Consider the following 13,238-nt stretch of genomic DNA (forward strand, 5'->3'; position numbering starts at 1 on the left):
CTTGCGCACGCCTGCGCCATCGTTCACCGGGCTGCTCCAAGAACCCTGTAACCCGCCTTTCAACGGGACAGCTCGCCGTGCTCGCGGGAGCCGTGCAGCCGGAACACCTCCAGCGCCTCGGCCAGCAGCGCGCGGGCGCCGTCGGCGTCGCCGAGCGCCTCGCGGACGGAGGCCAGGTCCCGCAGGGTACGCGCCCGGAACAGGCCGAGCCGCAGCGTCTCCCACAGCCGCGCGGACTCCTCCAGCCGCGCCTCGGCCCGGTAGAGACCGCCCTCGGCGAGGTCGAGCTCGCCGAGGGTGCGCAGCGTGCAGGCCTCGCCCCACCGGTCGTGCAGGGTGCGCGTCACGCCCAGCGCCTCCTCCAGGAGCCGCCGGGCCTGGTCGTGCCTGCCGATCCTGATCTGCACCTTGGCCAGGGAGCGGGCGCAGTAGGCCGCCATGAGCCGGTCGCCGAGCCCGCGGAAGATCTCCAGCGCCTGCTCGCACAGCCGTTCGGCCGGGCCGTACTCGCCGCGGGCGCGGTGGTACAGCGACATGTTGCGCAGGGTCAGGCCGGCGCCGCGGGAGCTGCCCACCTCCCGGTAGAGCGTCAGCGCCGCGTCGAGGTCGGCCCACGCCTGCGGGTAGTCGCCCCGTTCGAGGTGCACGGTGCCGGCCAGCCGCCTGACGTGCGCGAGCGCGCCGGCGTCGGCGAGGCCGTCCCAGAGCGGCCGGGCCTCGCCGAGGAAGTGCAGCGCCTCGGCCAGGTGGCCCTGCTCGCGGCAGGCGGCGCCGAGCGCGGCCAGCGTGGCCGCCTCCCCCCGGACGTCCCCGGCGGCCCGGAACAGCGACAGCGCCTGGCTGAGGTAGCGCCGGGACTCGGCGTAGAAGTCCCGCTCGTAGTAGAGCCGGCCGAGCCCGGCGAGCAGACTCGCCTCGCCGGGCACGTTGCCGGTGCGCCGTGCCGCGCCGAGCGCCGCCTCGTGCGTCCGGTGCCAGGACGTGAACGGGTCGTCGAAGACGTACTGGCTGCCTTCGAAGGCCACCGACGACAGCGCGGTCGCCAGCTCGACGGCGAGCCCGTCGAGCTCCAGGGCGGCGGCCAGCTCGACGGCCGCGATCAGCGACTGCTCCTCGCCGCGGAACCAGCCGCGCGGGTCGGCGAGCGCCGGCCGCGCGGCCTCCTCCTCCAGCGGGTGCAGCAGCGCGGGAGCGACCCGTACGGGGATGGCCCCGGTGGGCACGGCCTTGCTGAGCCGCTCGACCAGCCACAACCAGCCGCCCAGCACCCGCCCGGCCACCGCCGACAGCTCCCCGGCCGTCTCCTCGGCGCGGGCGCGCTCCCCGGCGAACAGCCGGACCAGGTCGTGCAGGCGGTAGCGGGCCTGGCCGGTCTCGTCCGGGTCCACCTCGTCGACGAGCGAGGTGTCCACGAGCTGCTCCAGAAGCTGCTCGGCCGCGCGCAGCCCGCTGTCCACGGCGGTCGCCGCCACCCAGACGGGGAAGCTCGGCAGGCCGAGGAGCCCGAGCCGGCGCAGCCCCCGTCTCTCCTCGGCGGAGAGCATGTCGTAGCTGAGGGCGATGCTCGCGCGCACCTCCAGGTCGCCGGCGGCCAGCTCGTCGAGCCGGTGCTGCTCGTCGGCGAGGCGCTCGGCCAGGCGGCGGGCCGACCAGCGGCGCCGCGAGGCCAGCCGCGCCCCGGCCACCCGCAGCGCGAGCGGCAGGCCGCCGCACTGGCGGACGATCTGGCGGGCGGCCTCGGCGTCGCCGGTGATCCGCTCCTCGCCGGCGATCCTGACGAGCAGGTCGATGGCGGACCCGGCGGGCAGCATGCCGAGATCGACGAGCATCGCGCCGGACAGCCCGGCGAGCCGGTTCCTGGAGGTGACGATCACGGCGCAGCCCTCGCCGCCCGGCAGCAGCGGGCGTACCTGGGCCTCGGAGGCGGCGTCGTCGAGCACGATCAGCCTGCGCCCACCGGCCAGCAGGGTGCGGTAACGGGCGGAGCGCTCCTCCAGCGTGAGGGGGAGCGGCGTGCCGGGGGACTCCAGCTCGCGCAGCAGGCGGCCGAGTACCTCCTCGGCGCCGGCCGGGGCCCGCGTGGTGCCGCGCAGCTCGACGTGGAGCTGGCCGTCGGGGTAGGCGTGCGCGATCTCGTGCGCGGCGCGTAGAGCCAGAGCGGACTTCCCCACGCCGCCCTGGCCGGAGATGACACAGATCGGCATGGCGCCGGCCCTGGTGAGGTGGTCGCGCAGCGCCGCGACCTCCTCCTCCCGGCCGGTGAAATCGGGCAGCGGGGAAGGAAGCTGGCGCGGCAGGCGCCCGCCGGGCCTGGCGGGCCGCGCCAGCGCCGCGTCCGAACGCAGGATGGCCTCCTGCGTCCGGCGCAGCTCCGGCCCCGGCTCGATGCCCATCTCCTCGACGAGCACCTGCCTGCCCTGCTGGTAGACGGCCAGCGCGTCGGCCTGCCTGCCGACGCGGTACAGGGCCACCATGAGGTCGCGGCGCAGCCGCTCGCGCGCCGGGTGCAGCGCGACCAGCTCGGCGAGCTCGTCGATGAGCTGCTCGTCCCGGCCGGCGGCCAGGTCGGCGGCGACGCGCTCCTCGGTGACGGCGAGGCGCAGCTCCTCCAGCCGGACGGCCTCCGCCCGCAGGTAGGCGCCGCCGATCCCGCCCAGCGCCTCGCCGCGCCACAGCCCGAGCGCCTTGCGGAAGGTCTCCGCCGCCTCCTCCGGCCGTCCCCGGCCGGCCGCGTGCCGGCCCTGGGCGACCAGCCGCTCGAAGACGTTCCTGTCGAGGGCGTCCGGCGCGATCTCCGCCAGGTAGCCGAGCCGGTGCGAGACGATCACGTCCGGCAGCCCCGCCCCGGCGAACGCCCGGCGCAGCGAGGCGACGTAGGTCTGCAGCACGCCGCGCGCGGTCGGCGGCGGGTCCTCCTCCCAGATCGCCTCGATCAGCCGGTCGGCGGTGACGACGCGGCCGGCCTCCAGCAGCAGGGCGGCCAGCAACGTCCGCGGTTTGGCGCCGCCGAGGGGCACCTGCCGCCCGCCGCTCCACACCTCCACCGGTCCCAGGAGCCGTAGGTCCATGCGTTCCCCCAGGTTCGCGTCAGCCGCGCCACACCTGCCGGACCCCGATCATGACAGCAGGAACCGGTACAGCGCTATTGCAGCTGATTTGGAGCGGCCCGGACCACTCTCGGTGGCGTCGCACACAGAACCGGGAGAGGAAAGACCATGAGCATCCCCACGCGAACGCGCGCCGCCACCTGCCTGGCCTCGGCGGCGGTGGCCCTGGCCGGATTACAGACCGCGGTCGCCACGCCGGCCGCCGCCGCGAGCCGCGACACGATCGTCTCGATCGCGCAGCGCGAGGCCGGCAACGCCGTACGCAACAAGGAGAACCCCGCGGGCAGCGGCTGCAACTACTACACCGGTGTGTTCCGCACGTGGAAGCCGGCCGGCGGCTGCGGCTCGGGCGACGGCGTGCAGTTCCGCGACAGCGACTGGTGCGCGGACTTCGCCAAGTACGTCTGGAAGAGCGCCGGGGTGCGCCACGCGGACGTCGCCGAGGGCAACGGCGGCGTGCTGACCGGCTGGGCGTCGTCCTTCAAGGACTACGGCACCCGCAACGGCACCTGGCACGCCCGCTCCAGCGGCTACACCCCGCAGCCCGGGGACGCCGTGGTGTTCGACTGGGACCAGAGCGGCAGCATCGACCACGTCGGCATCGTCAGGTCGTCCGACGGCGGCAGGGTCTACACGATCGAGGGCAACAGCGGCGACGCGATCAGGTACAAGGACTACTCCCGCTCCGACATCGACATCGTGGGCTACTCCGCGCCGGTCGACGTCGGCGGCGGCACCCCCAACCTCGGCGTGCTCGAGTTCTACCTGTCCGACAGCCAGTCGTCGAGCGTGGCCACGCGGCCGGTGATCGCGTTCGGGAACTCGCCGATGGTGCCGATCCGGGGGGACTGGAACGGGGACGGCAAGGACACGGTGAGCACGTTCGATCCGGCGACGGCGACGTTCTACATCTCGGACACGCCGGAGACAGGTCAGGCGTCGTACACGTTCCGGTACGGGGATCCGGGGGCGGTGCCGTTCGTGGGTGACTGGGACGGCGACGGCAAGGACAACGTGGGCGTGCGGATGGGTCTGACGTTCTACATGCGTACGAGCCCGGTGACGAGCGGCACGGAGACGACGACGTCGGTGGCGTACGGGGACCCGGGGATGCTCCCGGTGGTGGGCGACTGGAACGGCGACGGCAAGGACACGGTGAGCGCGTTCAATCCGGCGACGGCGACGTTCTACATCTCGGACACCCCGCAGACGGGCCAGGCGTCCTACACGTTCCGGTACGGGGACCCGGGCGCGGTCCCGCTGGCCGGTGACTGGGACGGCGACGGCAAGGACAACGTGGGCGTGCGGATGGGCAACTCGTTCTACCTGCGCACGAGCCCAGTGACCAGCGGCACGGAGACGACGACGTCGGTGGCCTACGGCGACGGTGGCGCGGAGCTGCCGATCACGGGCGACTGGGACGGCGACGGCAAGGACAGCCAGGGCGTCGTCCGCTGACGACCACTCCGGACACCCGGCGGGGCGGGCCACGAGTCCCGCCCCGCACCCACCCACCCCCACGACACCAGCGGAGAGAACCATGTTCCGACGACTTTCACCCACCACCCGCTTACGCCGCCTTGCGGCGGTCATGGCCACCGCCCTGTCGCTGCTCGCCCTCGGGGTCCGGCCCGCGGAGGCCGCCGTCCCGCCGGGATACACGGTCGGCGGCACCGACGTCTCCAACCACGCCGGCACCATCGACTGGGCACAGACCGCCGCCAAAGGCGTGAGGTTCGGCTGGGCCAAGGCCACCGAGGGCCTGGACTTCGTCGACGCCCAGTACAGCGCCAACTACCGCAACGCGAAGGCCAACGGCGTCTACATCGGCGCCTACGCCTTCGGCCGCCCCGACAAGGGCGTGAACACCGGCAAGGCGCAGGCCGACTGGCTGATCGCCCACGCCCAGTACGTCAACGACGGCAGGACGCTCCCCCTGCAGCTCGACATCGAGTGGCCCTGGTGGACGACGGCCGCCCCCATGTATCCCTGCTACGGCCTGTCCACCAGCCAGATGGTCACGTGGATCCGCGACTTCGTGGACCAGGTCAAGGCGAGGACCGGCCGGGAGGCGTCCATCTACACCAACCCCAACTGGTGGAACCAGTGCACGGGCCGCAACACCTCCTTCTCCGCCAACCCCCTGGAGACCTCGAACTACAGCGGCTCGCCCGGCACGCTGCCCGCCGGCTGGTCGCGCTTCACGGCCTGGCAGTACGCGGGCTCGTCCAGCACCCTGCCCGGCTCGCCGACGGTCTTCAACGGCAGCGCGGCCGATCTGGCCGCCTTCGCCGCCGGCGGGAACAGCCTGGGGGTCCTGGACTTCTACCTGTCCGACAGTCAGTCGTCGAGCGTGGCCACGCGGCCGGTGGTGCACTACGGCAATTCGCCGATGGTGCCGATCCGGGGGGACTGGAACGGTGACGGCAAGGACACGGTGAGCGCGTTCGATCCGACGACGGCGACGTTCTACATCTCGGACACGCCGGAGTCGGGGCAGGCGTCGTACACGTTCCGGTACGGGGATCCGGGGGCGGTGCCGTTCGTGGGTGACTGGGACGGTGACGGCAAGGACAACGTGGGCGTGCGGATGGGTCTGACGTTCTACATGCGTACGAGCCCGGTGACGAGCGGCACGGAGACGACGACGTCGGTGGCCTATGGCGACCCGGGGATGCTCCCGGTGGTGGGCGACTGGAACGGCGACGGCAAGGACACGGTCAGTGCCTACGACCCGAAGTCGGGCACCTTCTACATCTCCGACACGCCGCAGACGGGCCAGGCCGCGTACGTGGTGCGTTACGGCGACGCCAACGCGGTGCCTCTGGCGGGTGACTGGGACGGCGACGGCAAGGACAACATCGGGGTGCGCATGGGCATCGGGTTCTACCTGCGCACCAGCCCGGTGACCAGTGCCACGGAGACGACGGTGTCGGTGCCGTACGGCGACGGTGGCGCGGAGCTGCCGATCACCGGCGACTGGGACGGCGACGGCAAGGACAGCCAGGGCGTCGTCCGCTGACGATCGACACCCCCGCACGATCGCGCCGGAGCAGGCGGGCCGGTCGCGCAGGAGAGCCGGGCCGGCGTCGAGCGCCGGCCCGGCGCCGCTGTGCCGCGCGGTGCTGCCGCCGGCGTCCTCCCCGGTGGCGGGGCGGGTAGGCTGGCGGCCATGACCGAGCGCCCTTCCCCAGCCGTGACCGCGGATCAGCACGGGCAGGTCAGCGCGTGCGACGTGCAGTTCGTGGACGTGTTCAAGGTGCTCGGCAAACGCTGGAACGGCATGATCATCGTCGCCCTGATGCACCGGCCCGCGCGGTTCAGCGAGCTCGCCAAGATGATCCCCGGCATCACCGACGGCATCCTCTCCGACCGCCTCCGGGAGCTGATGGCGGTGAGCCTGGTGGAGCGGCAGCTCGCCGACGGCCCGAGCACGGCGGTCCTCTACCGGCTCACCCCGGTCGGCGAGGACCTCCGGTCGGCCTTCCACGAGCTGCGCGAATGGGCCGCCCGCAACAACCTCGGCGAGCTCTGCCGGGGCTGACAGCCCCGCCGGCGGCGGCCCCCGTACACCGCCGCCGGGCGACCGCGCCCCGCCGCCCTACCGGCGGGCAACGGCGCCCCGCCGCCTTACCGGCGGGCCAGGCGGATGAGGTCGGAGTAGAGGGAGAGGGTCTCGTCGAGCCCGGTCTCCGTGCCCGCCGTGGCGAACAGCACGTGGTCCACCCCAGTGCCCTCCAGTCCCGCGAGGTCGTCGGCGACCTGGCGCGGTGAGCCGCCCAGGAACGGCCGCTCGTCGCCCAGGGGCTCGGCCGTGAGCGGCACGTTGGCCCGGGCCACCACGGTCACCGAGCCGGGGTCGCGGCCCTGCTCCTCGACGGCCGCCCGGAACGCCTTGGTCATGTCGACCAGCGTGTCGCGGGTGATCACCACCGGGTTGAGGCCGTCGGCGATGCGCGCGGCCCGCCGGATGCCGCCCGGCGTCATGGCGCCGAGCAGGACCGGCAGCCGCGGCTGCACCGGCTTCGGGTTGATCTCGGAGGCGGCGATGTGGGTGAAGTCGCCCTCGTACGCGACCGGGTCCGGCCCCCAGCAGGCCCGCATGGCGGCGACGACCTCGTCCATGCCGCGCCCGATCCGGCTCATCGGCACGCCGGCGGCGGCGAACTCCTGCGGCATCCAGCCCTGGCCGAGCCCGGCCACCGTCCGGCCGCCGCTGAGCTGGTCGAGGGTGGCCAGGCGTTTGGCGAGGACGACTGCCGGGTGCAGCAGGGCGTCGATGATGCTGGTGCCGAGCTTGATGCGGTCGGTGAGCGCGGCCACGTAGCTCAGCGTCTCCAGCGGCTCGTAGACGACCCGGTAGATCTCGGGCACCGGCTGTGGGTCGCCGCCGCCCATGGCGACGGGCGCGGTCGGCCGGAGCAGTCGTTCGTAGGTCCACAGCGAGTCGTAGCCGAGTTGCTCGGCCTCCTGGGCGACGCGGGCGATGGCGGCGGGGCCGGCCAGGGGCCCGGAGGTGGGTAATGCGATACCGAGTTCCATGCCCGCCACACTACTATGTTCTTCATAGTTCACTCGCAAAAAACGAGTTGCGTGTCCGTATTGTCCGCCCGGCGGCCCGTCTGATCTTCTGGGATCATGACCGCTCAAGCCGTACGCCCCTCCGACGGGCTGCCGTACGCGTCCGGCACGATCCTCCCCGACACCGAGGCCCACCTGCGCAAACAAGCCGAGGCCTGGCGGCACATCCAGCACCGGCGGGCGGCCGGCGCGCCGCTCCACAACGTCACCGGCCTGGAACGGGGCCTGCCGATGCCGGACGTGGACCCCTGGCTCATGGACGACGAGTGGACCGGCGCCCTGTACGGCGACCGGCTGCGCGAGCTCGGGCTCGCCCACCTGGGCGGCACCCCCGGCGAGCACGACATCGTGGTCACCAACCGCCTGACCGCCGCCCTCTTCGCGGCCATGCAGGTCGTGGTCCGCCCCGGCTCCACCGTGGTCGGCCTGTCACCCTCCTACAGCCATCCGGCCGTCGTCCGGGCGGTGCGCGACGCGGGCGGCCGGCTCGCCGACACCACCGGCCTGGAGGCGTACGAGCGGGCGCTTGACGCGCACCCCGACGTCTCGGTGGTGGCCGTGACCAGGCTCGCCGTCACCTACGAAGCCCTCGACGAGGCCGACATCCACCGCGCGGTCGAGCTGGCGCACGCCCGCGGCGCGCTCGTCGTGATGGACGACGCCGGCGGCGCGCGGGTCGGCCCGGCCGCTCTCGGCCAGCCCCGCACGCTGCGGCTCGGCGCCGACCTCGGCGCCACCGGCCTGGACAAGTACGGCGTCGCCGGTCCCCGCGTCGGCCTGCTCGGCGGCCGGGCCGACCTGGTGGCCCGCGCCCGGGCCAGGGCCTACGAGCTGGGCAGCGAGTGCCGTCCGGTGCTGTACCCGGCCGTCGTGCGCACCCTGGAGACCTACACCGACGAGCGCGTGCGCGAGCTGATCGCCTCGACCCGGCTGGTCGGGGCGGCGCTGCGCGAGCGGCTCGGCGGCGAGCTCGTCCAGGACACCCCGTTCATCACCCGCCTGCCGGGGGAGGCGATCAACGCGGAGCTGGCCCGCCGCGCCGGTCCAGGCGCGCCGCCGCTGGAGCCGATCGAGGCCACGGCCGCGCTGGCGATGGTGCTGCTGCGCGACCACGGCCTGCTCACCGTGCACTTCGCGGGCCTGCCGCCGGGGACGGCGGCGCTGCTGGTCAAGTTCCTGCCCGCCGGCACGGTCGCGGCGCTCGGCGGTCCGGAGGCGTTCGCCGCCGCAGTGGACGACTCGCTCGACCGGGCCGCGGCCGTGCTGGGCAAGGGGGAGGAGGCGGTGCGCCGGCTGATTCTCGGCCCCTGACCCGGGACCGTGGGTCAGGCTCTGGGTCTGGTGGCCAGCCGGGTCACCAGCCAGAGGGCCGCCCCGAGCACCAGCAGCACGCCCGCGATCTCGTATTGGCCGGCCGGCCGCCCGGACGACCACGGCAGCACCAGGTAGAGGCAGGTGACCGTGCCCAGCACGGGCAGGACCCGGCCCGCGTGGAAGTGCTCGGCCTCCACCTGGTCCCGCCGCAGGACCAGCACGGCCACGTTGACGGCGGCGAACACGGCGAGCAGCAGCAGCGACGTCGTCCCGCCCAGCAGCGCCACGACCGGGCTCTCCGGATCCAGGGAGACGAAAATGATGAGCCCGACGGCCAGCACGGTGGTGAACAGGATCGCCGCCTGCGGCGTGCGCCTGACCGGGTGCACCGAGGCCAGGACGGGCGGCAGCACGCCCCGTCTGCCCATGCCGTAGAGGAGCCTGCTGGCCATCATCATGTTGATCAGCGCGGAGTTCGCGACGGCGAACATGGAGATGAACGGCATCAGGTCGGCGATCGGGAAGTCCGGCGTCGCCGTACGCACCACGGTCACCAGCGGCGTCTCGCTGCCGGCGAGCCGCCCGACCGGCACCACGGCGACGGCGCAGATCGACACCAGCACGTAGATCAGCCCGGTGATGCCGAGCCCGGCGAACATCATCCGCGGGAACGTCCGCACCGGGTCCTTGGTCTCCTCGGCCATGTTGACCGAGTCCTCGAAGCCCACCATGGCGAAGAAGGCCAGCGACGTCGCCGTGCTGATCGCCAGGAACACGTTCTTGTCGGCGGCGGTCTCGAAGGCGACGACGCGGGAGAAGTCGGCCTGCCCGCCGAGGATGAAGAACATGCTGAGCACGATGACCAGCAGCAGCCCGGACAGCTCGATCAGGGTGAGCACCACGTTGGCCTTGACGCTCTCGCCGACGCCGCGCAGGTTGACGGCCATGACCAGGAGCATGAAGCCGGCCGCGACGAGCAGCACGAGGAGGTTGCCGCCGTCCAGGCCGAACCCCTCGACGAGGTTGGCGGCGAAGGCCCGCGCCGCGGCCGAGGCGGAGGTGATGCCCGAGCACATGACGGCGAAGCACACCAGGAAGGTCAGGGAGTGCCTGCCGAACGCCTTGTCCACGTAGAGCGCGGCGCCCGCGGCCTCGGGGTACTTCGTGACGAGCTCCAGGTAGGAGCAGGCGGTGATGAGCGCGACCGCGAAGGCGACGACGAACGGCAGCCAGGCGGCGCCGCCCACCTCGCCGGCGACCTCGCCCATCAGCGCGTAGACGCCGGTGCCGAGGATGTCACCGATGATGAACAGCAGCAGCAGACCAGGGCCCATCACCCGCTTCAGGCTGTGAGGGCCGTCGCCGGTCCTGGTCGGGCCGGGGGGAGTGGTCTGGGTCATGGCCGCTCCTTCGCTGTACGTCCTGCGGAGCCGTGCGTGCGCATACCTTTACGGTAAGTCACGAGCGCGCCGGCATCCGGTGGTCAGCGACACTGCCCCGCCACGGCCCGGATCAACGTCGGGCGAAGTCCTGCGTCCAGTAGAGCCGGCCCTGCCCATCCTTGGCCGCGCCGACGCCGATGTGGGTATAGGCGCAGTTCATGATGTTGCGCCGGTGGCCGTCGCTGTTCATCCAGCCCTTGACGACCTCGGCCGCCGTGCGCTGCCCCATGGCGATGTTCTCGGCCCAGGCCGAGGCGGTGAAGCCGGTCGCGCTGATGCGGTCGCCCACGTCGCGGCCGTCCTGCGAGTCGTGCTCGAAGTAGTCGTTCTTCGCCATGTCGGCCGAGTGCTCGTACGCGGCCCGGCGCAGCCTGCTGTCGTGCGTGAGCGGGCCGCAGCCGCCCTTGGCCCGCTCGGCGTTGGTGAGCCGGACGACCTCGTTCTCCACCGCCGTGCCGACGGTCGTGGCGGCCTTGGCCGTCGCCTCGGTGGGGGCCTGCGTCCGCGGGGCCGTGGGAGCGGGGGTGGGGGCGGCAGTGTGAGTGCGGGCAGGGGTGGGCGTGGCGCAGGTCAGCCGGACGGCCTTGGACGTGGCGGTCCCGCCCCGGTAGTCGGTGGCGACCGTGTAGTACGTGCCGGGCTTGCACGGCAGCCGCAGGGTGATCCGGCCGTCCCTGGTGGCGCCGCTCTTGACGACCGGGTCGTCGCCGGGGACGGCGCGCTTGACGCGGATGCGCAGCAGCGCCGGACGGACGCAGTCGCGGCGGGCCGCGCCGGCCACGATGGTGAGCGCGGCGACGTCCGGGCGGGCCACGCTGACCCGGCAGTCGTCCGGCTCCTCCTGCGGCTGCTTGTCCGGCCGCCGGGACGGGGCCGGTGTCGCCGTGTCCGCCGGGGCGGTCACCTGCGACGCCGCTCCGGCCGCCGCGTCCCGCGCGTCGTCGGCGGACGGGCCGCAGGCGGTGAGGGTGGCGGCGGTGGTGACGGCGGCGAGCACCCCTAGGGGTCTGCGCATGAGGTTCCTCCAGGTGGCGGGAGACGCAACGCAGTCCCGCATTCTGCCACAAAAAGGACATTTCGCCCGCCGGTCATGCCGGCTGGGCATCATTGGCACTCTGACACCGCGAGCGTGCTATGGCAACATCCGCCCCGTACGACTCGCCGGACCGGCTCCATGATCACGAGGGCTTCTTCGCGCCGCCCTGCTGAGGGCCGGGGTCCTGCCGGGCGGAGTCGATCAGGGCCGCGGCGTCGGGGACGCCCCACTCCTCCAGGACTTCGCGAGTGTGCCGGCCCGGCGCCGGCGGCGGCGGGCCCAGCGCGGTGGGCGTCCGGGAGAAGCGGGGCGCCGGGGCGGGCTGCAGCAGCCCCTCGTGCTCCACGATGGATCCTCGCGCCTTGATGTGCGGATGGTCCGCGGCCTCGCGCAGGCCGACCACCGGCGCCACGCAGGCGTCGGACCCGGCGAAGACCGCCGACCACTCCGCCTGGCTCCTGCTCGCGAAGGCGGCCGCGAGCTTGTCGCGCAGCGCGGGCCAGCGCGCCTTGTCGTGCTGGCGCGCCGGGTCCTCGTCGAGCTCCAGCGTGGCCAGCAGTTCCGCGTAGAACTTGGGCTCCAGCGCGCCGACGGCCATGTGCCGGCCGTCGGCGGTCTCGTACACCGAGTAGAAGGGCGCCCCGCCGTCCAGCAGGTTGACGCCGCGCTCGTCCGCCCACGTGCCGGTGGCGAGCATCATGTGGGTGCCCGCCAGAAGGTGCGCGGTGCCGTCCACGATCGCGGCGTCCACGACCTGCCCCTGCCCGGAGCGGTCCGCCTCGCGCAGCGCCGCCAGCACGCCGATGACCAGATAGTTGCCGCCCCCGCCGAAGTCGCCGACCAGGTTGACCGGGATCTGCGGCGGCCCTCCCGCCTCGCCGATGGCGTGCAGGGCCCCGGTCAGCGCGATGTAGCCGATGTCGTGGCCCGCCTGCTGCGCCATCGGGCCGTCCTGCCCCCAGCCGGTCATCCGGCCGTACACCAGGCGGGGGTTGCGCGCGTGGCAGGCTTCGGGGCCCAGCCCCAGCCGCTCGGCGACACCGGGACGGTAGCCCTCGATGAGCACGTCGGCCACGGCCGCCATCGACAGCACGGCCGCCACGGCCTCGGGCCGTTTGAGATCGAGGACCACCGACCTCTTGCCGCGGTTCAGCAGGTCCAGATGCTCCAGGCCGGGGAAGAAGGCGCCGCCTCCTGGCCGGTCGACGCGCACCACGTCGGCGCCCAGGTCGGCCAGCATCATCCCGGCGAACGGGCCGGGCCCGATGCCGCCGAGCTCCAGCACTCTGACGCCGGACAGAGGACCGCTCATCGTCAACACTCCAGTCGGGATCGGTCGTACGGACGGAAGAAGGGTGAGGAACCGGCGGATCAGGACGTGCGACGGGTCGTTCTGCGCGCGGTGTCCCCGGCCTCGTCGCCCAGCTGTGCTCGGCTGCTGAGGCCGTGTCGGACCAGGGACTGGGCGGTGCGGACGACCGTCTCATAGGTGTCACGTCGGGGGTTCCACCACTCGGCCGCCCAGTTGAGCGCGCCGATGACGAGGAGTTGGGCGGTGAGGGGGTCGAGGTCGGGCCGCAACTGGCCGTCCTCGTGGAGGTCCTGGAAGAGGTTGCGCCACAGCTTGCCGTAGGCGGCCTCCTCGGCGAGCTGCCGGGTGCGGAGGTGTTCGGGCATCTGTCCGGAGTTGCGGATCAGGGCCGTGGCGAAGTCGGAGAGTTCGAGTTCGAGGTGCAGGTGGGCCTCGACGGCGGCGCA

The 13,238-nt window shown here is 73.2% G+C and carries 10 protein-coding genes; 4 read left to right on the forward strand and 6 right to left on the reverse strand.

Annotation, left to right across the window (positions count from 1 at the left end):
* Positions 1-59: 59 nt before the first annotated feature.
* Positions 60-3,068, reverse strand: coding sequence for an AfsR/SARP family transcriptional regulator (locus BMW85_RS32430; RefSeq protein WP_091089147.1), 3,009 nt, complete (start codon positions 3,066-3,068; stop codon positions 60-62).
* Between the two features lie 147 nt (positions 3,069-3,215).
* Here BMW85_RS32430 and BMW85_RS52650 point away from each other — a divergent pair, with 147 nt between their 5' ends.
* The 3 genes from BMW85_RS52650 (at position 3,216) to BMW85_RS32445 (ending at position 6,651) form a co-directional block, all read left to right on the forward strand.
* Positions 3,216-4,565: a CHAP domain-containing protein gene (locus tag BMW85_RS52650; RefSeq protein ID WP_091089149.1), complete on the forward strand. Its 1,350-nt coding sequence runs from the start codon at positions 3,216-3,218 to the stop codon at positions 4,563-4,565.
* 82 nt (positions 4,566-4,647) lie between these two features.
* Positions 4,648-6,129: a GH25 family lysozyme gene (locus BMW85_RS32440; protein ID WP_091089152.1), complete on the forward strand. Its 1,482-nt coding sequence runs from the start codon at positions 4,648-4,650 to the stop codon at positions 6,127-6,129.
* A 150-nt stretch (positions 6,130-6,279) separates the two neighbouring features.
* Positions 6,280-6,651, forward strand: a complete 372-nt coding sequence (locus BMW85_RS32445) for a winged helix-turn-helix transcriptional regulator (RefSeq protein ID WP_091089155.1) — start codon at positions 6,280-6,282, stop codon at positions 6,649-6,651.
* A gap of 86 nt (positions 6,652-6,737) precedes the next feature.
* Here BMW85_RS32445 and BMW85_RS32450 read toward each other — a convergent pair whose 3' ends face one another.
* Positions 6,738-7,649 (reverse strand): TIGR03619 family F420-dependent LLM class oxidoreductase, encoded by a 912-nt coding sequence (locus BMW85_RS32450; protein ID WP_091089156.1) that lies wholly within the window; start codon positions 7,647-7,649, stop codon positions 6,738-6,740.
* 96 nt (positions 7,650-7,745) lie between these two features.
* Between BMW85_RS32450 and BMW85_RS32455 the strand changes: the two genes are divergently transcribed.
* Entirely contained in the window at positions 7,746-8,999 is a 1,254-nt protein-coding gene (locus tag BMW85_RS32455; RefSeq protein ID WP_091089158.1) for an aminotransferase class I/II-fold pyridoxal phosphate-dependent enzyme, read from the forward strand.
* 14 nt (positions 9,000-9,013) lie between these two features.
* On the opposite strand, the gene BMW85_RS32460 is transcribed toward BMW85_RS32455, so the two are convergent.
* From BMW85_RS32460 to BMW85_RS51445, 4 genes are all read right to left on the reverse strand, one after another.
* Positions 9,014-10,402, reverse strand: coding sequence for an APC family permease (locus BMW85_RS32460; protein WP_091089161.1), 1,389 nt, complete (start codon positions 10,400-10,402; stop codon positions 9,014-9,016).
* A 112-nt stretch (positions 10,403-10,514) separates the two neighbouring features.
* Positions 10,515-11,459: a CAP domain-containing protein gene (locus BMW85_RS48725; protein ID WP_218156023.1), complete on the reverse strand. Its 945-nt coding sequence runs from the start codon at positions 11,457-11,459 to the stop codon at positions 10,515-10,517.
* Positions 11,460-11,622: 163 nt separating this feature from the next.
* Positions 11,623-12,792 carry a CaiB/BaiF CoA transferase family protein gene (locus BMW85_RS32470; RefSeq protein WP_091089164.1) on the reverse strand — a complete coding sequence of 390 codons (1,170 nt, stop codon included), beginning with the start codon at positions 12,790-12,792 and terminating at the stop codon, positions 11,623-11,625.
* A 59-nt stretch (positions 12,793-12,851) separates the two neighbouring features.
* On the reverse strand, positions 12,852-13,238 hold a 387-nt coding region (locus BMW85_RS51445), incomplete at its 5' end, for a TetR-type transcription factor C-terminal domain-containing protein (RefSeq protein WP_483869909.1).

Source organism: Nonomuraea wenchangensis (assembly GCF_900111685.1).
Taxonomy (GTDB): Bacteria; Actinomycetota; Actinomycetes; order Streptosporangiales; family Streptosporangiaceae; genus Nonomuraea; species Nonomuraea wenchangensis.

Excerpts from the sequence above, each read along its gene's own strand:
- BMW85_RS32430 (WP_091089147.1), bottom strand. The coding sequence starts at position 3,068 with ATGGACCTACGGCTCCTGGGACCGGTGGAGGTGTGGAGCGGCGGGCGG.
- BMW85_RS52650 (WP_091089149.1), top strand. The coding sequence starts at position 3,216 with ATGAGCATCCCCACGCGAACGCGCGCCGCCACCTGCCTGGCCTCGGCG.
- BMW85_RS32440 (WP_091089152.1), top strand. The coding sequence starts at position 4,648 with ATGTTCCGACGACTTTCACCCACCACCCGCTTACGCCGCCTTGCGGCG.
- BMW85_RS32445 (WP_091089155.1), top strand. The coding sequence starts at position 6,280 with ATGACCGAGCGCCCTTCCCCAGCCGTGACCGCGGATCAGCACGGGCAG.
- BMW85_RS32450 (WP_091089156.1), bottom strand. The coding sequence starts at position 7,649 with ATGGAACTCGGTATCGCATTACCCACCTCCGGGCCCCTGGCCGGCCCC.
- BMW85_RS32455 (WP_091089158.1), top strand. The coding sequence starts at position 7,746 with ATGACCGCTCAAGCCGTACGCCCCTCCGACGGGCTGCCGTACGCGTCC.
- BMW85_RS32460 (WP_091089161.1), bottom strand. The coding sequence starts at position 10,402 with ATGACCCAGACCACTCCCCCCGGCCCGACCAGGACCGGCGACGGCCCT.
- BMW85_RS48725 (WP_218156023.1), bottom strand. The coding sequence starts at position 11,459 with ATGCGCAGACCCCTAGGGGTGCTCGCCGCCGTCACCACCGCCGCCACC.
- BMW85_RS32470 (WP_091089164.1), bottom strand. The coding sequence starts at position 12,792 with ATGAGCGGTCCTCTGTCCGGCGTCAGAGTGCTGGAGCTCGGCGGCATC.